The sequence below is a fragment of the Streptomyces rapamycinicus NRRL 5491 genome (genome assembly GCF_024298965.1).
GTDB classification, from domain to species: Bacteria; Actinomycetota; Actinomycetes; order Streptomycetales; family Streptomycetaceae; genus Streptomyces; species Streptomyces rapamycinicus.
The window spans coordinates 3,993,510-4,011,082 of sequence record NZ_CP085193.1; the positions used below are offsets into that span (position 1 = coordinate 3,993,510).

The window sequence follows — 17,573 nt, forward strand, 5'->3', positions numbered from 1 at the left end:
CGCGGCCGGGCTCATTCGATGCCTATGATCAGCGGCGCGGTGGGCTGACCGCCGCGGTAGACGACCGAGTCGACGGCGAAGTGCCCCTCCCGCACATGCCGCTCCAGCCGTTCGGCGACCTCGTCCGGAAGGTCCGCGCCGAGCACCAGCGTGACCATCTCACCGCCCGACGCCAGCATCCGGTCCAGCACCGTCTCGGCGGTCGCGGCCAGCTCCGAGCCGATCACCGCCACATCGCCGTCGATCATGCCGAGGACGTCCCCGGCCTGGCACACCCCGGCCATGGTCCAGGACTGGCGCTCGGCGACGGCCAGTTCCGCGTAGCGGGTGGCGCCCGCGGCCGAGGTCATGGCGACCACGTCCTCGTCGAAGCTGCGGCCCGGCTCGTGGACGGCGAGCGCGGCGATGCCCTGGACGGCGGAGCGAGTGGGGATCACCGCGACCCGTACGCCCTCGGCGCGGGCCTGGGCCGCGGCCGCGGCCGCCGTGTGGTGCAGTTCGGTGTCGTTCGGCAGCAGCACCACCTCCCGGGCGTGGGCCCGGCGTACCGCGTCCACCAGCTCACCGCTGGCGGGCGGCTCCCCGGGGCAGGTGGCGACCGCGGTCGCGCCCGCCTCGGCGCACAGCGCGGCCAGCCCGTCGCCGGGGACGACGGCGACCACGGCACGGGGCGCGCGCTCGGCGCGCGGGCCGCCGGTGGGCGGCTGGGCGCCGGACTGGTCCGGCAGGACGATGGCCGGGCCCGGGCGGTCCGGACCGTCGGCGCCCGCCTTACGGACGGCGGCGCCGTCGAAGTGGCTGATCCGGATGCGGTACGGGCGCCCGGCCTGGATGCCCGCCTCCACGGCCGCCCCCGCGTCGTCCACATGGACGTGGACGTTCCACAGGCCGTCGCCGCCGACGACCACCAGGGAGTCGCCGAGGGCGTCCAGCCGCTGCCTCAGGGCGGTCACGGCCGTGTCGTCGGCCTCCAGGAGGTAGATCACCTCGAAGGCGGGCCCGCCGTCCGGGGCGCCGTCGGTGGAGCAGCCCGCCAGATCCCGCCCGCCCGTGGTCCCGGCGGGCGCCAGGGCGTCACGGCCGGGGCGGGCCGGGGCGAGCGCCGCGGGGGCCTCGCCCGACAGTGCCTGGGCGAGCCCGCCCAGGACCGTCACCAGGCCGTAGCCGCCCGCGTCGACCACCCCCGCGCGGGCGAGGACGTCGAGCTGGCCGGGGGTGGCCTGGAGCGCCGTACGGGCGCCCTCGTACGCGGCGCGGGCCACCGTGGCGACGTCACCCGTGGCGCGCTCCGCGCTCTCCGCGGCGGCCACGGCGACCGTGAGGACGGTGCCTTCGACGGGGTGCGCGACGGCCAGATAGGCGAGGTCGACCGCGCGCCGCAGCGCCCGCCGCAGCCCGTCCGCCTCGTCCTCGCCCGGGCCCCCGTCCGGCGTGCCGTCGGCCAGGACGTCCGCCATACCGCGCAGCAGCTGCGCCAGGATCGTGCCGGAGTTGCCCCGTGCGCCGATCAGTGCGCCATGGGCCATGGCGCGCACCACATCGGCGAGGGTGGGACGGGACACCGCGGCCGAGGTCGCGTGGCCGTCGAAGGCGGCGTCCACGGCCCGGGCGGCGGACTCGACGGTCAGATACAGATTGGTGCCGGTGTCCCCGTCCGCGACCGGATAGACGTTGATCGCGTCGATGTCCGCACGGGCCCGGCCCAGCGCGTCGAGGGCGAGCCCGCACCAGGTCCGTACCGCATCGGCGTCGAGCGTGTGCGGCACGAAAGGTCCTCCTCGGAGGCTGCTGGGGCGGGGTGGGCATCGCGTCATCGCAGGGTAGCCGCCGCCCTCGGCGGGTGCCGGGGCAGCCATGATAGTTTCGTTGTACGGGAGTGGCCGTTGTATGCTGCTCCGGTTGCCCGATGCGAATCGGGCCATTCCCCCAGGCGCCGCCGAATCCTCCACGATTCAGTCAACGTCCGGGGCATCCGTTCAGTGTCCTGTCTCCTCGCGAGAAGCGAGGTTGACCCGTCTTTGGAGTAACCCGTGGCTGCCAACTGCGACGTCTGCGGCAAGGGGCCGGGCTTCGGCAACAACATCTCGCACTCGCACCGCCGCACCCGCCGTCGTTGGAACCCCAACATCCAGACGGTGCGCGCTGTGGTCGGTCGTACCCCGAAGCGGCTCAACGTCTGCACCTCGTGCATCAAGGCCGGCAAGGTTTCGCGCTAGTCGTCTAGTCGCACGGCCTCCCCGCGCAAGCGGGAACCGGTACGCCCAGGCCGGTCCACCTTTGGCGTGGACCGGCCTTTCGCGTGCCCTGACACAGGCCTCAGCCAGTCCCCTCCCGCAGCCACCCGTGGTCGACCGGGCCGATGCCCGCGCCCAGGGGGAAGCCCGCCGCGATGGCGCCCGTGACGTAGTCCTTGGCCGCCGTGACGGCCTCGGGGACCTCGTAGCCGCCCGCCAGATACGTGGCGATGGCCGCGGCCAGGGTGCACCCCGTGCCGTGCGTATGGCGGTTGTCCTGGCGCGGCGCGCGCAGCCAATGCTCCTCGGTGCCGTCGGTGAGCAGATCCACCGCGTCGCCGCCGGGCAGATGGCCACCCTTGATCAGCGCCCACCGCGGGCCGTGGCCCAGCACCGCCCCGGCCGCCCGCCGCTGGCCGTCCTCCGACTCCACGCGGACGCCGGTGAGCTGGGCCACCTCGTCCAGGTTGGGCGTGGCGACGGTCGCGGTCGGCAGCAGCTTCGTACGGACCGCGTCGAGCGCCTCGGCGGCCAGCAGCGGGTCACCGTGCTTGGAGACGCCGACCGGATCGACGACCACCGGCGCGGTGAGGTCCGCGAGCAGCGCGGCGACGGTCTCGACCAGTTCGGCGGTCGCCAGCATGCCGGTCTTGACCGCCTGGACGCCGATGTCGTCGACCACGCTGCGGAACTGGGCCCGTACGGCCTCGGCGGGCAGTTCCCAGGCGCCCTGGACGCCCAGGGAGTTCTGTGCCGTCACCGCGGTGATCACACTCATGCCGTGGGCGCCCAGGGCCAACATGGTCTTCAGGTCGGCCTGGATGCCCGCTCCGCCGCCGGAGTCCGATCCGGCGACGGTGAGGACGCGCACGGGCGCCGAGCCGTGGTGGGCGGGGCGGGGGACACGGGGAGGTAGAGCCATGGCACCGAATCTACTCGGCGCCCCCGGCACCCCCGAACGTCCCCCACGGCGCCCTTACGGTCACTCGGCGCCCCTACCGCGACCAGGCAACGTCACTCGGCGCCCTTGCCGTCGCCGAAGTGATCCCAGCCCCCGTGTGCCCACGGGGCTCCGTCCACCGTCACCTGGGGCAGCGCCGAGGGGTTGAGCACCTCGCCGATCACCTTCCAGCGGGCGGGCAGCTTGGCGTCGGGCGGGAAGGTGGCCACGATCGCGTGGTCCTCTCCCCCGCTGAGCACCCACTGGAGCGGATCGACGCCCACCGCCTGCCCGATGTCCGACATCTGCGAGGGGACGTCGATGTCCGCCGAGCGCAGATCGATGCGGACCTTGCTGGCCTCCGCGATATGCCCGAGGTCGGCCACCAGCCCGTCGCTCACGTCGGTCATCGCGGTCGCGCCCAGCCCGGCGGCGGCGGGACCGGCGTGGTACGGCGGCTCCGGGCGCCGGTGTGCCTCGACGAAGGCCCGCGGCGAGCGGAACCCGCGCGAGAGCACCGCGTGTCCGGCCGCCGACCAGCCCAGCCATCCGGTGACGGCGACAACGTCGCCGGGCTGCGCACCGGATCGGGTGACCGGATCGTGGTTGCGCAGATCGCCCAGTGCGGTGATGGAGACGGTGATGGTGTCCCCGCGCACGACGTCACCGCCCACCACGGCCGCGCCCGCGACCTGGCATTCGTCGCGGATGCCGTCCATCAGCTCGGCCGGCCAGGTCACCGGCAGATCGGCGGGGACCACCAGGCCGAGCAGCAGGGCTGTCGGCACGGCGCCCATGGCCGCGATGTCGGCCAGGTTCTGGGCGGCGGCCTTACGGCCGACGTCATAGGCGGTGGACCAGTCCCGGCGGAAGTGCCTGCCCTCCAGCAGGATGTCGGTACTGGCCACGACCCTCCGGTCGGGCGCGGCCACGACCGCGGCATCGTCACCGGGCCCCAACCTCACCGCCGGGGTGGTGGTGAGCCGGGATGTGAGCTCTCTGATGAGCCCGAACTCCCCCAACTCGCCCACGGTGCCCTTCATCCCATCGCCCCTTCGTACTCGTGACCGCTTTCCGCCGCGCCGCGCTCCCCGCGCGGGTCTCCCCGCGCCGCATGGCGACGCGGTACCGTGGCGTCCCTTCTTTCCACATGATCCTCGTAGCCGCCCTGGAGGTTCCGTGGTACAGGCGTACATCCTGATCCAGACCGAGGTCGGCAGGGCCTCGACCGTGGCCGACATCATCGCCAAGCTCCCCGGGGTGATACAGGCGGAAGACGTGACGGGTCCCTACGACGTGATCGTGCGGGCCCAGGCCGACACGGTCGATGAGCTCGGCCGCATGGTGGTCGCGAAAGTCCAGCAAGTGGAAGGGATCACCCGTACCCTGACCTGCCCGGTCGTCCATCTCTAGCTCCCCCGTATGATCGCCCGGTGAATTCCGCACACCGTAGTCCCGCCCGACGGCTCGTTCCGCTGTCCGCCGCGGTGGCCCTGGCCCTGGTGCCGGTAGCCGGTTGCTCCTCCACCGGGGATTCCGACGACACCAAGGCGCTGGCGGTTCCCACACCGGCCCCACAGGCGGCCGCGATATGCCGGGCGCTGCACAAGGAACTGCCCGATGCCGTGAACGGGCTGAAGCGGGGCACCGCCCAGCCCGCCTCGGACTACACAGCCGTGTGGGGGGACCCCGCCGTGCAGCTGCGCTGCGGGATCCCCCGGCCGGAGGCGATGAGCTCCAAGACCGATTCGGCCGAGGTGAACGGCGTCGAGTGGCTCCCGGAGAAGCACAAGGACGGCTACCGCTTCACCACCGTACTGCGCCGGGCCTATGTCGAGGTGACCGTGCCCGGGAAGTACTCCCCCGAGATCAACCCCCTGCTCGACCTCGCCCGCGCCGTCAAGAAGACGGTCCCGAAGGGCGTGGCCTAGCGCGCCCCATGCCACTGCCGCGCCCCCGTGCCACTGGCGCGGCCCCGTGCGACCGGCGCGGCCGTCCCGCTAGCGCAGCCCCGTCGAGCGGCGCAGCGCGGCCTCCAGCAGCCGGTCCACCAGCTCGGGGTAGCTCACGCCGCTCTCCTGCCACATGCGCGGGTACATCGAGATCGGGGTGAAGCCGGGCATGGTGTTGATCTCGTTGATCACGAACTCACCGCTGTCCAGCAGGAAGAAGTCGGCCCGCACCAGCCCCTCGCAGGACGCCGCCTCGAAGGCGGCCACCGCGAGCTCCTGGACCCGCCGGGTCTGCTCCTCGGTGAGCGGCGCGGGCACGATGCCGTCCGCCGCGTCGATGTACTTCGCCTCGAAGTCGTAGAAGGCGTGGGAGGAGACCGGCGGGATCTCGGCGGGCAGGCTGGCGCGCGGCCCGTCCTCGTACTCCAGCACCCCGCACTCGATCTCGCGGCCGCGCAGCAGCGCCTCCACGATGACCTTCGGGTCGTGGCGCCTGGCCTCCTCGACGGCCGCGTCCAGGTCCGCCGGGCCCTCGACCTTGCTGATGCCGAAGGACGAGCCGGCGCGCGCGGGCTTCACGAAGAGCGGCCAGCCGTGCTCCTCGGCGAACTCCACGATCCGCCGGCGGGCGGCGGAAGGTTCCTGCTCCCAGGCCCGGGGGCGGATCACCTCGTACGGGCCGACGGGCAGCCCGAAGGAGACGAACACCCGCTTCATGTACTCCTTGTCCATGCCCACGGCGGAGGCGAGCACCCCGGCGCCCACGTACGGCACCCCGGACAGCTCCAGCAGCCCCTGGAGGGTGCCGTCCTCGCCGTACGGCCCGTGCAGCATGGGGAAGACGACGTCGACGTCGCCCAGCGCCTTGGGCACCGCCCCCGGCTCGCTGTAGACGACCTCGCGGTTCCCCGGGTCGACCGGGAGGACGACCGAGCCCTCGCTGGACTCGGCGAGCCGTTCGACGCTGGGCAGCTCGCGGTTGGCGATCGCCATCCGCTCGGGCTCGTCGGCGGTCAGCGCCCAACGGCCGTCCGTGGTGATGCCGATCGGCAGCACGTCGTACTTCTCGCGGTCGATGGCGCGCAGCACGGCGCCCGCGGTGACCACCGAGATGGCGTGCTCGGAGCTGCGGCCGCCGAAGACGACGGCGACGCGCGGCTTCCGCCGCTCGCCTCCGGAGGAAGCCGGGACAGGGCCTGGGGAAGGGGTCTGGCTGCTCATATCGCGTTGAGGTTACCTTGCGGTCCGCGTGGCGTCAGTGCCGCTCGGCCTTGGCGCTGCGGGACATCAGCTCTTTGAGCGCGACAAGGGGCTGTTTGCCGTCGTGCACGATCTCGACGACGGTTTCGGTGATGGGCATGTCGACGTCGTGGCGGCGGGCGAGATCCAGCACCGACTCGCACGACTTGACGCCCTCCGCGGTCTGCTTGGTGACCGCGATGGTCTCCTCCAGCGTCATCCCGCGGCCCAGGTTGGTGCCGAAGGTGTGGTTGCGGGAGAGCGGGGAGGAGCAGGTGGCGACGAGGTCGCCCATGCCCGCCAGGCCCGCGAAGGTGTGCGCGTCGGCGCCCATCGCCAGGCCCAGCCGGGTCGTTTCGGCGAGGCCGCGGGTGATGAGCGACGCCTTGGTGTTGTCGCCGAGGCCCATGCCGTCGGCGATGCCCACGGCCAGCGCGATGACGTTCTTCACCGCGCCGCCCAGTTCGCAGCCGACCACGTCGGTGTTGGTGTACGGGCGGAAGTACGCGGTGTGGCAGGCGGTCTGGAGGCGGCGGGCCACGCTCTCGTCGGGGCAGGCCACCACGGAGGCGGCGGGCTGCCGGGCGGCGATCTCCTTGGCGAGGTTGGGCCCGGTGAGCACCGCGACGCGCTCCGCGGGCGCCTTGGCGACCTCCTGGACGACCTCGCTCATCCGCTTGGCCGTGCCGAGTTCGACTCCCTTCATCAGGGAGACCAGCACGGTGTCGGCGGCCAGCAGCGGGGCCCAGTCGGAGAGGTTGCCGCGCAGCGTCTGGGAGGGCACGGAGAAGACGGTGAACTCCGCGCCGGCGGCGGCCTCGGCCGGGTCGGTGGTGGCGCGCACACCGTCGGGAAGCCGCACTCCGGGGAAGTAGTCGGGATTGCCGCGGCCGGTGTTGATGGCCTCGACGACACCGGGCCGGCGCCCCCACAGCGTCACCTCGCACCCCGCGTCGGCGAGCACCATCGCGAAGGCGGTGCCCCAGGAGCCGGTGCCGAAGACGGCGCAGCGCGTCACTTGCTCTCCTCATCGGCCAGCGGGAGCGGCGGGCCGTCGGTGCCGGACCGGGTGGGCCGGTCGTACCTCTGAACGGGCGCTTGCTCGCCGCGCACCTCGGAGAGGAGTTCGGTGATGGCGTCCATGATGGTGTCGGTGGCCGCCCTGAGGACCTCGGCGGTGGGCTCCTGGCCGTAGTACTCGGACAGGTCCACCGGCGGGCCGGCGTGCACCTTGAGCGTCTTGCGGGGGAAGAGGCGGACCCGCTTCTCCTTGGCGTAGGGCGGCACGGCCTCGTTGGCGCCCCACTGGGCGACGGGGATGACCGGGGCCTTGGTGAGCAGCGCGACCCGCGCGGCGCCGGTCTTTCCGCGCATGGGCCACATGTCCGGGTCGCGGGTGAGGGTGCCCTCGGGGTAGAAGGCCACGCACTCCCCCTTGTTGATGGCGTCCACGGCGGACCGGAAGGCGTTGGCGGCGTCGGTGGACTCGCGGTAGACGGGGATCTGGCCGGTGCCGCGGAGCATGGTGCCCACGAAGCCGCCTCTGAAGAGGGCGGCCTTGGCGAGGAAGCGCGGCACCCTTCCGGTGTTGTACTGGAAGTGCGCGTAGGAGAGCGGGTCGAGATACGAGTTGTGATTGATCGCGGTGATAAATCCACCGTCGGCGGGAATGTGCTCCATTCCGTGCCAGTCCCGCTTGAACAGAACCACCAGCGGCGGTTTGCACAAGACCGCTGCCATGCGGTACCAGAAGCCGATTCTGCGGCCGGACACTCGGAACATCCTCTCTTGGACCCTGCTGACCTGCTGGCTTGCTGCCGCCCGGGCAGCCGCACAAGTGTCGCTCCAGGCACCCCGTCTGTCGAGGACACCGTAACCCCGCAGGTCTTCGGCGAGCCGGGCAGCAGGTCAGAATGAGGCCCGTGGGAAGAAACGGAGCTCCTGTGACCTGGACCCTCGTGGTGCCGCTGAAGCCCTTGGGGCGGGCCAAGACCAGGCTCTCCGACGCCGCGGGGGACGGTCCCCGGGCCTCGCTCGCCCTCGCGTTCGCCCAGGACACGGTGGGCGCGGCGCTGGCGAGCCGGTGGGTGCGGGAGGTGACCGTCGTCACCGACGACCCGCTCGCCGCACGTGAGCTGTCGGCCCTCGGCGCCCGGATCCTGCCCGACTCCCCGGGGCGCGGGCTGAACGCGGCGCTGGCGCACGGCGCCCGCGCGGTCCGCGGGGAGCGCCCCGAGGCCGCCGTGGCGGCGCTCAACGCCGATCTCCCGGCACTGCGGACGGTGGAGCTCGACCTGGTGCTCGAGGCCGCCGCCGGCTTCTCACGCGCCTTCCTGGCGGACGCCGCGGGGGTGGGGACCACGCTGCTCTCGGCGGCGCCCGGCGCCGAGCTGGCGCCCGCCTTCGGGGGCCCGTCGCGGGACCGGCACCGGGCGTCGGGGGCGCGGGAGATCGAGCTGGCGGGGGTGGACTCGGTGCGGCGCGACGTGGACACGGCCGGGGATCTGCGCGCGGCGGTGGCCCTGGGCGTGGGCGCCCACACCAGGGCTAGGCTGGCGGACATGCAGGGAACCGCCTATACGTACGACCCCGAGACCCGCGCCGGCAGCGTGCTGCTGGACGACGGCACCCCGCTGCCGTTCGACACCGCGGCCTTCGACGCCGGGGGGCTGCGGATGCTGCGCCCGGGGCAGCGGGTGCGGATCGAGGTGGCGGGCGAGGGCGAGCAGCGCCGGGTCGTCTTCGTCACGCTGCAGACGTTCTGAGCGCCGTGAGGCCCCGGGCCCGGCGGACGAATCCGAGCGGCAGGGGGGTTCCGAGCGCCACGGAGGTGCCGGGCGCGAACCCCTGGGACGCCGGGCGCCGACAGCACCGCGGGCCGGGCTCCCTCGGGGAGCCCGGCCCGGCGCGGATGCGGTGGGGCGCCTGAGCGCCGCCGGCTAGCGCTTCCTGGCGGTGGTCTTCTTCGCGGTGGTCTTACGGGCACTCGTCTTGCGCGCCGGGGCCTTCTTCGCGGTGGCCTTGGCGGGGGCCTTCTTGGCCGTGGTCTTCTTGGCGGGGGCCTTCTTGGCCGTGGCCTTCGTGGCGGGGGCCTTCTTCGCCGTCGCCTTCTTCGCGGCAGCCTTCTTCGCCGGAGCCTTCTTGGCGGTCGCCTTCTTGGCCGCGGCCTTCTTCGCCGCCACCTGGAGACTGCCCTTGGGGGCCTTCTTCACGGCGACCTCGCCGCCGCGCGGGAGCTTCTTGGAGCCGCTCACCAGATCCTTGAAGCCCTGACCGGGACGGAAGCGGGGCACCGAGGTCTTCTTGACCCGCACGCGCTCCCCGGTCTGGGGGTTACGGGCGTACCGGGCGGGTCGCTCCACCTTCTCGAACGAACCGAATCCAGTGACCGAAACTCGCTCCCCGGAGACGACCGCCCGGACGATGGCGTCCAGAACGGCGTCTACGGCATCGGCGGCCTGCTGACGGCCGCCGACCTTGTCGGCAATCGCTTCTACGAGCTGCGCCTTGTTCACGTCTTCCCCTTCGGAGACATTGCCGGAATCAATGTGTTCAAGCCTTTTCGCACGTTAGGCAGATATATACCGCAAATCAAACACGAAACGGGCTAATCACCCTTGTGCCGCAACGCACTCGATCGTCACGGACTTCCGTCGGTGTCGGGATCTTGGGGGAAACGCCCCTCGTCGAGGTCGTTCATCAACCGCTCCAGACGCTTTGCCGCGTCTGCGAGATCGTGTTTCGCCGCTGAGGTGATGACCAGCAGCTTCCGGGACAGCGCCATCCGTACGCCCTCCGGGACTTGCAGTGCGCGCACCTTTGCGTGCGCTTCCTTGAGCCGGTCGGCGACGATGCCGTAGAGCTCGAGTTGGCCGTCGCGTTCCATGCACTGATTGTGCCATCTGAGGCGAGTTGTCGCTTCACGGGGCCTCAACATGCCGATGCGCCGCCGGTCCGAGGACCGGCGGCGCATCTTGCCAAACCCGCTCTGTACAGGGAGAACCGGGGGGTCAGACCTCCACGGTGCGGGGCTTGAAGGAGGGGCGACGCGCCTCGTACGAAGCGATCGAATCCTCCTCCCTGAGGGTGAGGCTGATGTCGTCCAGCCCCTCCAGGAGTCGCCACCGGGCATTCTCGTCAAGCTCAAAATCAGCCGTGATGCCCTCGGCCCGGACCTGGCGCCCGACGAGGTCCACGGTGACCTCCGCGGTGGGGTCCGCCTCGACCAGCTTCCACAGCCGGTCCACGGTCTCCTGCGGCAGGACGACGGTCAGCAACCCGTTCTTGAGGGAGTTGCCCCGGAAGATGTCGGCGAAGCGGGGGGAGACGACGGCCTTGAAGCCGTAGTTCTGCAGCGCCCACACCGCGTGCTCGCGCGAGGAGCCGGTGCCGAAGTCGGGACCGGCCACCAGAACCGTTCCCCCCTTGTGCTCGGCCTTGTTGAGCACGAACTCCGGGTCCTTGCGCCACGCCTCGAAGAGGCCGTCCTCGAAGCCGTCGCGGGTGACCTTCTTGAGCCAGTGCGCCGGGATGATCTGGTCCGTGTCCACATTGCTGCGGCGCAGCGGGACGGCCCGGCCGGTGTGCGTGGTGAATGCTTCCATGACTGCTCAGGCCCCCACGGGAGTCGATACGGCGGCGTCGGACAGGTCGGCGGGCGAGGCCAGATGGCCCAGCACCGCGGTGGCGGCGGCGACCTGCGGCGAGACCAGGTGGGTCCGGCCGCCCTTGCCCTGCCGGCCCTCGAAGTTGCGGTTGGACGTGGACGCCGACCGCTCACCGGGGGCGAGCTGGTCGGGGTTCATGCCCAGGCACATCGAGCAGCCCGCGTGCCGCCATTCGGCCCCCGCGGCGGTGAACACCTTGTCCAGCCCCTCCTCGACGGCCTGGAGGGCGACCCGCACCGAACCGGGGACCACCAACATCCGTACGCCGTCGGCCACGGCACGGCCGGACAGCACCGAGGCGGCGGAGCGCAGGTCCTCGATGCGACCGTTGGTGCAGGAGCCCACGAAGACCGTGTCCACCTTGATGTCACGCAGCGGCTGACCGGCCGTCAGGCCCATGTACTCCAGGGCCTTCTCGGCGGCGTAGCTCTCGCTGGCGTCCTCGAAGGAGGCCGGGTCCGGGACCGACTCCGACAGCGGCGCGCCCTGGCCCGGGTTGGTGCCCCAGGTGACGAACGGGGCGAGTTCGGAGGCGTCGATGACGACCTCACGGTCGAAGACCGCGTCGTCGTCACTGCGCAGGGTGCGCCAGTACGCGACGGCGGCGTCCCGGTCGGCGCCCTGGGGGGCGTGCGGGCGGCCCTCCAGATAGGCGAAGGTCGTCTCGTCCGGGGCGATCATGCCCGCGCGGGCGCCCGCCTCGATGGACATGTTGCACACGGTCATCCGGGCCTCCATCGAGAGCTTCTCGATGGCCGGGCCGCGGTACTCGATCACATAGCCCTGGCCGCCGCCGGTGCCGATCTTCGCGATGATCGCCAGGATCAGGTCCTTGGCGGTGACGCTCTCGGGCAGCTCGCCCTCGACGGTGATCGCCATGGTCTTGAACGGCGCGAGCGGCAGCGTCTGCGTCGCCAGCACATGCTCGACCTGGCTGGTGCCGATGCCGAACGCGAGCGCGCCGAACGCGCCGTGGGTCGAGGTGTGGCTGTCACCGCAGACCACGGTCGTCCCCGGCTGGGTCAGTCCCAGCTGCGGTCCCACCACGTGGACGACGCCCTGCTCGACATCGCCGAGCGGGTGCAGCCGGACACCGAACTCCGCGCAGTTCTTGCGCAGCGTCTCCAGCTGGGCGCGCGAGACGGGGTCCGCGATCGGCTTGTCGATGTCCAGGGTGGGGGTGTTGTGGTCCTCGGTCGCGAGGGTGAGATCGGTACGACGGACCGTGCGGCCGGCCTTGCGCAGGCCGTCGAACGCCTGCGGGCTGGTCACCTCGTGCAGCAGATGCAGATCGATGAAGAGCAGGTCAGGCTCGCCTTCGGCGCGCCGGACGACATGGTCGTCCCAGACCTTTTCCGCGAGTGTCCGTCCCATCGTGTTCCCTCCGGCCGGCGCCAGTGCCGGCCCAAACTCGAGTAGTGCGTGCCCTGGTCCGCGGGCCCGCCATTTACAGGGTGGCGGGTCTCCCCGGAAATTGAACTTGCGTTTCACACTGTGAGACGTGAGTATCGTCCCATGGACAACACTAGCGGTGTCGGCGTTCTCGACAAGGCTGCTCTGGTTCTGAGCGCCCTGGAGTCCGGTCCGGCCACCCTCGCCGGGCTGGTCGGGGCGACCGGCCTCGCCCGCCCGACGGCACACCGGCTGGCGGTGGCTCTCGAGCACCACCGGATGGTGGCACGTGATATGCAGGGGCGCTTCATTCTGGGCCCCCGGCTGGCCGAGCTGGCGGCGGCCGCGGGCGAGGACCGGCTGCTCGCCACGGCCGGGCCCGTACTCACCCATCTCCGGGACGTGACCGGCGAGAGCGCGCAGCTCTACCGGCGCCAGGGAGACATGCGCATCTGCGTCGCCGCGGCCGAGCGGCTGTCCGGACTGCGGGACACCGTGCCGGTCGGCTCCACGCTCCCCATGAAGGCCGGCTCGGCCGCCCAGGTGCTGATGGCCTGGGAGGAGCCCGAGCGGCTGCACCGCGGACTCCAGGGGGCCCGCTTCACCGCCACGGCCCTGTCGGGCGTACGGCGGCGGGGCTGGGCCCAGTCGATCGGCGAGCGGGAGCCCGGCGTGGCGTCCGTCTCCGCGCCCGTGCGCGGCCCGTCCAACCGCGTGGTCGCCGCCGTCTCGGTCTCCGGACCGATCGAGCGGCTGACCCGCCACCCGGGCCGCATGCACGCCCAGGCGGTCATCGACGCGGCGGCCCGCCTGACGGACGCCCTCCGCCGAAGCAATTGATGTCCGCCTTACGGACGCCCTCTGCCGGGCCACCCGATGACCGCCTTAAGGCACCCATCGCGCCCTATTACGCCCTTTTCAAGCTCAGCCGGTCGGCCGCACGGTCCCCGCGGCGGCCGACCGGGACGACTCCGGTGGCCTTGCCCAGGCCGAACGCCGGCATGTTGATGTAGACCGCCTCGTGCGCCCCGGCCGGTACGACATAGGTCTCGTGCCAGAAGCCGACCTTGCCCCGGCCCTCCCGCAGCCGGCGGTTGAACGCCGCCCAGGCGGGGCGGTGCTCCTTGTCCTGGGCCACCGAGTACTCCAGCAGCCGCTCGTGCGAGTCCCAGTACTGGACCACGTAGAGCACCCGCGGCGAGCCGAACAGCACCTGATGGCCCAGCATCCCGCCCTCCCCGTCCCGCGACAGCTCGCGGAGCATCCGCGGCATCGCCCGGAAGACCGGCAGCCAGCTGCGCAGCGCACGGAAGCGGTTGATGCGCATGCCGATCAGGAAGACGGTGACCTCCCCCTCGGCCTCGGCGGTCATACGGCCGGCGAGCAGCTCGGCACCCATGGTGATCCCCTCGTTCCCCAGATACGGGTTAGGATTGGATAGCGGCACTATCCAGCACTTAGATAGTGCCACTCTCCAACGGAAGGTGCAACAGGGATGCGACTGGCGGAGCTCAGCGAGCGCAGCGGAGTGCCCACCGCGACGATCAAGTACTACCTGCGCGAGCGGCTGCTGCCGCCAGGTGAGCGGATCACCGCCACCCAGGCCGAGTACGGCGAGGAGCACTTGCGCAGACTGCGACTGGTGCGCTCGCTGATCCAGGTCGGCCGGATGCCGGTGGCCACGGCGCGCGAGGTGCTGGCGGCGGCCGAGGACGAGTCGCTCAGCCAGAACACCCGGATGGGAGCCGCGGTCTGGGCGCTGCCGCACGGCCCCGAGCCCGACGAGGACGATCCGCACGCGGCGCGCGCCCGCGCACAGGTGGACACCGTGCTGGGACGGATGGGCTGGTCCTACGGCCAGGAGCTGGGCGACACCTCCCCCGCCTACCGGATGCTGGTGGCGGCCGTCGCCTCCCTGGACCGCCTGGGGTATCCCCATGACACCGAGCATCTGCTGGTGCACGCCCGGCTGGCGGGCGAACTGGCCGTCGCCGACCTGGACCTGGTGGAGACCTACGACACCCTGCCCGAGCGGGTCGAGGCGGTGGTGGCGCTGACGGTGCTCTACGAACCGGTGCTGCTCAGCCTGCGGAGGCTCGCGCAGACCGAGGAATCCGGCCGCCGCTTCGACGAGTGATCAGGAGCCAAGGGCCCGCACCGGACACGGAAAAGCCCCCCGCTGTCGCGGAGGGCTTTTCGCTGGTACCCCCGACCGGATTCGAACCGGCGCTACCGCCTTGAGAGGGCGGCGTGCTAGGCCGCTACACAACGGGGGCCTGAATCAGCACAGGTGCTGCGCTGGGCTACCAGGACTCGAACCTAGACTAAATGAACCAGAATCACTCGTGCTGCCAATTACACCATAGCCCATGGTATAGACCAGTACCCCCGACCGGATTCGAACCGGCGCTACCGCCTTGAGAGGGCGGCGTGCTAGGCCGCTACACAACGGGGGCTCTAGCGATCTCCGTCTTGCGAAGAGAGATCCGTACCCCCGACCGGATTCGAACCGGCGCTACTGCCTTGAGAGGGCAGCGTGCTAGGCCGCTACACAACGGGGGCTTGGTCCTGCTTTGACCAAGAGATCCACCGGACATCCAGGAGATCTCTTGCTGGGGTACCAGGACTCGAACCTAGACTAAGTGAACCAGAATCACTCGTGCTGCCAATTACACCATACCCCACCAAAACGCCACCCCCGTAAGGGGTTTTGTTTGGTTTACGCCTCCGGTCCGACCTCTCGGCGGCCCGTCCGGCGCAGGAAGAACATTACCCGATGGTGGACGGGCCACCAAAACGAGTATCACCGCGAGTGGCGCCGCCTCACGGGCGCGGGCGGCGCCTCACGCCCGCTATCCGGCCAGCTTCGCCAGCGCCGCGTCGACCCGGGCCAGCGTGCGCTCGCGGCCCAGGACCTCCAGGGACTCGAACAGCGGCAGTCCGACCGTGCGCCCGGTGACCGCGACCCGCAGCGGCGCCTGGGCCTTGCCCAGCTTCAGGCCGTGCTCCTCGCCGGCCGCGAGGACCGCGGCCTTCAGGGTCTCGGCGTCCCAGTCCGCCTCGGCGAGCCGGGTGCGGACCGAGGCCAGGAGCGCGTCCGCGCCCGGTTTCATCGCCTTCGTCCAGGACGCCTCGTCGGCCACCGGCTCGTCGAGGAAGAGGAAGTCCACGTTCGCGGTGATGTCGGACAGGACGGTCAGCCGGGTCTGGGCCAGCGGGGCCAGCGCCTCGAAGGCGGCCGCGTCGAAGGCCTCCGGGGCCCACGGCGCGTGCGGGGCCTTCAGCCAGGGCTCGCAGGCCTCGATGAACGCCTTCACATCCAGCAGCCGGATGTGGTCCGCGTTGATCGCCTCGGCCTTCTTGAGGTCGAAGCGCGCCGGGTTGGCGTTCACCGCCGAGATGTCGAACGCCTCGACCATCTCCGCCAGCGAGAAGACGTCCCGGTCGGAGGAGAGCGACCAGCCCAGCAGGGAGAGGTAGTTGAGCAGCCCCTCGGGGAGAAAGCCGCGCTCCCGGTAGAGGTTCAGCGAGGCCTGCGGATCGCGCTTGGAGAGCTTCTTGTTGCCCTCGCCCATGACATACGGGAGGTGGCCGAAGGCGGGCACCGTGCCGCCGCCCACACCGAGCTCGGCGAGCGCGCGGTAGAGCGCGATCTGCCGCGGAGTGGAGGAGAGCAGGTCCTCGCCGCGCAGTACGTGCGTGATCTCCATCAGCGCGTCGTCGACGGGGTTGACGAGCGTGTAGAGGGGCGCGCCGTTGGCCCGCACGATCCCGTAGTCCCTGACGTTCTCGGGGGCGAAGGTCAGCTCACCGCGCACCAGGTCGGTGAAGGTGATCGGCTCGTCCGGCATCCGGAAGCGCACGATCGAGGCGCGCCCCTCGGCCTCGTACGCCGCGATCTGCTCGGCGGTCAGGGTGCGGCACTTCCCGTCGTAGCCGGAGGGCCGGCCGGCCTTGCGGGCCGCCTCGCGGCGCTCCTCCAGCTCCTCGGCGGTGCAGTAGCAGCGGTAGGCGTGGCCCGCCTCCAGCAGCTTCTCCGCGACCTCGCGGTAGAGGTCCATCCGCTGCGACTGGCGGTAGGGCGCGTGCGGACCGCCGGCCTCGGGGCCCTCGTCCCAGTCGAAGCCCAGCCAACGCATGGCGTCCAGCAGCTGGGTGTAGGACTCCTCGGAGTCCCGCGCGGCGTCGGTGTCCTCGATGCGGAACACCAGGGTGCCGCCGTGGTGACGGGCGAAGGCCCAGTTGAACAGGGCCGTGCGGACCAGGCCGACATGGGGGTTGCCGGTCGGCGAGGGACAGAAACGAACCCGCACGGGGGCGGAGGAGGGTGCGCTAGCCACGCTTGATCACCTTGTTGGTGAGAGTGCCGATGCCTTCGATGGTGACGGCGACCTCGTCGCCGACGGAGAGCGGGCCGACGCCCGCCGGGGTGCCGGTGAGCACGACGTCGCCGGGGAGCAGCGTCATCGCCTCGGTGATGTGCACGATCAGATCCTCGATCGGGCGCACCATCTCGCTCGTACGGCCGAGCTGACGCTGCTCACCGTTGACGGTGCACATGATGCCCAGGTCGCCGGCGCGTGTCAGGTCGATATCGGTCTCCACCCAGGGGCCCAGCGGGCAGGAGGTGTCGAAGCCCTTGGCTCGCGCCCACTGCTTCTCGCGCCGCTGGGCGTCGCGGGCCGTGATGTCGTTGCCGCAGGTGTAGCCGAGGATGACGTCCTGGACTCGGTCACGCGGAACCTCGCGGCACATCCGTCCGATGACCACGGCCAGCTCGGCCTCGTAGTGGACCTCGGAGGAGAAGGAGGGGTACGCGACGGGGTCGCCGGGGCCGACCACGGACGTGGACGGTTTGAAGAAGACGACCGGGACGTCGGGGACCTCGTTGCCCAGCTCCGCCGCGTGCTCGGCGTAGTTGCGCCCGATCCCGACGACCTTGTTCGGCAGGACGGGCGGCAGCAGCCGGACCTTGCTCAGGGGGACCTTCTGGCCCGAGCGCTCGAATTCGGCGAAGGGGTGGCCCTTGATGATGTCGATGACGGGGCCGTCCGGATCGGACGGTTCGCCCTCCACCACGCCGAAGGCGACGTTGCCGTCGATGGAGAATCTGGCGATGCGCACGGGAAGCCTTGGCTCCTGACTGAAC

The 17,573-nt window shown here is 71.3% G+C and carries 17 protein-coding genes, 5 tRNA genes and 2 pseudogenes; 6 read left to right on the forward strand and 18 right to left on the reverse strand.

Annotation, left to right across the window (positions count from 1 at the left end; translation table 11 throughout):
* Nucleotides 1-11: 11 nt before the first annotated feature.
* Nucleotides 12-1,814 carry a DAK2 domain-containing protein gene (locus tag LIV37_RS16080; protein WP_167525881.1) on the reverse strand — a complete coding sequence of 601 codons (1,803 nt, stop codon included), beginning with the start codon at nucleotides 1,812-1,814 and terminating at the stop codon, nucleotides 12-14.
* A gap of 216 nt (nucleotides 1,815-2,030) precedes the next feature.
* Between LIV37_RS16080 and rpmB the strand changes: the two are divergent.
* Nucleotides 2,031-2,141: pseudogene (gene rpmB / locus LIV37_RS53030) on the forward strand (50S ribosomal protein L28); the annotation flags it as partial.
* Nucleotides 2,142-2,316: 175 nt separating this feature from the next.
* On the opposite strand, the gene thiD reads toward rpmB, so the two are convergent.
* Both thiD and LIV37_RS16095 read right to left on the reverse strand, forming a co-directional pair.
* A complete protein-coding gene (gene thiD / locus LIV37_RS16090; protein WP_121824886.1) occupies nucleotides 2,317-3,156 on the reverse strand; it encodes a bifunctional hydroxymethylpyrimidine kinase/phosphomethylpyrimidine kinase in 840 nt (279 codons plus the stop codon).
* Between the two features lie 92 nt (nucleotides 3,157-3,248).
* Nucleotides 3,249-4,217 (reverse strand): thiamine-phosphate kinase, encoded by a 969-nt coding sequence (locus LIV37_RS16095; RefSeq protein WP_020868182.1) that lies wholly within the window; start codon nucleotides 4,215-4,217, stop codon nucleotides 3,249-3,251.
* A 136-nt stretch (nucleotides 4,218-4,353) separates the two neighbouring features.
* On the opposite strand from LIV37_RS16095, the gene LIV37_RS16100 reads away from it, so the two are divergent.
* Both LIV37_RS16100 and LIV37_RS16105 read left to right on the forward strand, forming a co-directional pair.
* Nucleotides 4,354-4,587, forward strand: a complete 234-nt coding sequence (locus LIV37_RS16100; protein WP_020868183.1) for an Lrp/AsnC family transcriptional regulator — start codon at nucleotides 4,354-4,356, stop codon at nucleotides 4,585-4,587.
* A gap of 20 nt (nucleotides 4,588-4,607) precedes the next feature.
* The gene (locus tag LIV37_RS16105) at nucleotides 4,608-5,105 is read left to right on the forward strand and encodes a DUF3515 domain-containing protein (protein WP_167525808.1); all 498 of its coding nucleotides are present in this window, start codon (nucleotides 4,608-4,610) and stop codon (nucleotides 5,103-5,105) included.
* Nucleotides 5,106-5,174: 69 nt separating this feature from the next.
* On the opposite strand, the gene LIV37_RS16110 is transcribed toward LIV37_RS16105, so the two are convergent.
* The 3 genes from LIV37_RS16110 to LIV37_RS16120 are packed head-to-tail and all read right to left on the reverse strand — an operon-like array spanning nucleotide 5,175 to nucleotide 8,138.
* Nucleotides 5,175-6,347 carry a D-alanine--D-alanine ligase family protein gene (locus LIV37_RS16110; protein WP_020868185.1) on the reverse strand — a complete coding sequence of 391 codons (1,173 nt, stop codon included), beginning with the start codon at nucleotides 6,345-6,347 and terminating at the stop codon, nucleotides 5,175-5,177.
* A gap of 34 nt (nucleotides 6,348-6,381) precedes the next feature.
* Complete coding sequence (locus LIV37_RS16115; RefSeq protein ID WP_020868186.1) at nucleotides 6,382-7,383, reverse strand: NAD(P)H-dependent glycerol-3-phosphate dehydrogenase; 1,002 nt, start codon at nucleotides 7,381-7,383, stop codon at nucleotides 6,382-6,384.
* Nucleotides 7,380-8,138, reverse strand: a complete 759-nt coding sequence (locus tag LIV37_RS16120) for a lysophospholipid acyltransferase family protein (protein ID WP_020868187.1) — start codon at nucleotides 8,136-8,138, stop codon at nucleotides 7,380-7,382. The genes LIV37_RS16115 and LIV37_RS16120 overlap by 4 nt, the downstream gene beginning before the upstream one ends.
* A gap of 170 nt (nucleotides 8,139-8,308) precedes the next feature.
* Here LIV37_RS16120 and cofC point away from each other — a divergent pair.
* A pseudogene (gene cofC / locus LIV37_RS16125) lies at nucleotides 8,309-8,923 on the forward strand (2-phospho-L-lactate guanylyltransferase); the annotation flags it as partial.
* Nucleotides 8,924-9,304: 381 nt separating this feature from the next.
* Here cofC and LIV37_RS16130 read toward each other — a convergent pair.
* The 4 genes from LIV37_RS16130 to leuC form a co-directional block, all read right to left on the reverse strand.
* Nucleotides 9,305-9,880, reverse strand: coding sequence for an HU family DNA-binding protein (locus LIV37_RS16130; RefSeq protein ID WP_020868189.1), 576 nt, complete (start codon nucleotides 9,878-9,880; stop codon nucleotides 9,305-9,307).
* A gap of 125 nt (nucleotides 9,881-10,005) precedes the next feature.
* A complete protein-coding gene (locus LIV37_RS16135) occupies nucleotides 10,006-10,251 on the reverse strand; it encodes an SCO5555 family protein (protein WP_020868190.1) in 246 nt (81 codons plus the stop codon).
* Between the two features lie 124 nt (nucleotides 10,252-10,375).
* On the reverse strand, nucleotides 10,376-10,969 hold the full coding sequence (gene leuD, locus LIV37_RS16140) for a 3-isopropylmalate dehydratase small subunit (RefSeq protein WP_020868191.1): 594 nt from the start codon (nucleotides 10,967-10,969) through the stop codon (nucleotides 10,376-10,378).
* 6 nt (nucleotides 10,970-10,975) lie between these two features.
* Nucleotides 10,976-12,406, reverse strand: coding sequence for a 3-isopropylmalate dehydratase large subunit (gene leuC / locus LIV37_RS16145; protein WP_020868192.1), 1,431 nt, complete (start codon nucleotides 12,404-12,406; stop codon nucleotides 10,976-10,978).
* Between the two features lie 141 nt (nucleotides 12,407-12,547).
* On the opposite strand from leuC, the gene ndgR reads away from it, so the two are divergent.
* Complete coding sequence (gene ndgR / locus LIV37_RS16150; protein WP_020868193.1) at nucleotides 12,548-13,264, forward strand: IclR family transcriptional regulator NdgR; 717 nt, start codon at nucleotides 12,548-12,550, stop codon at nucleotides 13,262-13,264.
* Between the two features lie 67 nt (nucleotides 13,265-13,331).
* On the opposite strand, the gene LIV37_RS16155 is transcribed toward ndgR, so the two are convergent.
* Entirely contained in the window at nucleotides 13,332-13,823 is a 492-nt protein-coding gene (locus tag LIV37_RS16155; protein ID WP_020868194.1) for a DUF4188 domain-containing protein, read from the reverse strand.
* 96 nt (nucleotides 13,824-13,919) lie between these two features.
* On the opposite strand from LIV37_RS16155, the gene LIV37_RS16160 reads away from it, so the two are divergent.
* Nucleotides 13,920-14,561 (forward strand): MerR family transcriptional regulator, encoded by a 642-nt coding sequence (locus LIV37_RS16160; RefSeq protein WP_020868195.1) that lies wholly within the window; start codon nucleotides 13,920-13,922, stop codon nucleotides 14,559-14,561.
* A 63-nt stretch (nucleotides 14,562-14,624) separates the two neighbouring features.
* Here the strand turns inward: LIV37_RS16160 and LIV37_RS16165 are convergent.
* The 7 genes from LIV37_RS16165 to LIV37_RS16195 all read right to left on the reverse strand — a co-directional run bounded on the left by LIV37_RS16165 (nucleotide 14,625) and on the right by LIV37_RS16195 (nucleotide 17,548).
* Nucleotides 14,625-14,700 (reverse strand) — tRNA-Glu (locus tag LIV37_RS16165).
* Between the two features lie 22 nt (nucleotides 14,701-14,722).
* Nucleotides 14,723-14,794 (reverse strand) — tRNA-Gln (locus LIV37_RS16170).
* 13 nt (nucleotides 14,795-14,807) lie between these two features.
* Nucleotides 14,808-14,880 (reverse strand) — tRNA-Glu (locus LIV37_RS16175).
* Nucleotides 14,881-14,913: 33 nt separating this feature from the next.
* A tRNA-Glu gene (locus tag LIV37_RS16180) sits at nucleotides 14,914-14,986 on the reverse strand.
* Between the two features lie 50 nt (nucleotides 14,987-15,036).
* Nucleotides 15,037-15,108, reverse strand: a tRNA-Gln gene (locus LIV37_RS16185).
* A 168-nt stretch (nucleotides 15,109-15,276) separates the two neighbouring features.
* Nucleotides 15,277-16,764, reverse strand: coding sequence for a glutamate--tRNA ligase (gltX, locus tag LIV37_RS16190; protein ID WP_121824883.1), 1,488 nt, complete (start codon nucleotides 16,762-16,764; stop codon nucleotides 15,277-15,279).
* On the reverse strand, nucleotides 16,757-17,548 hold the full coding sequence (locus tag LIV37_RS16195) for a fumarylacetoacetate hydrolase family protein (RefSeq protein ID WP_020868197.1): 792 nt from the start codon (nucleotides 17,546-17,548) through the stop codon (nucleotides 16,757-16,759). Before LIV37_RS16195 ends, gltX begins: the two co-directional genes overlap by 8 nt.
* Between the last annotated feature and the right edge of the window lie 25 nt (nucleotides 17,549-17,573).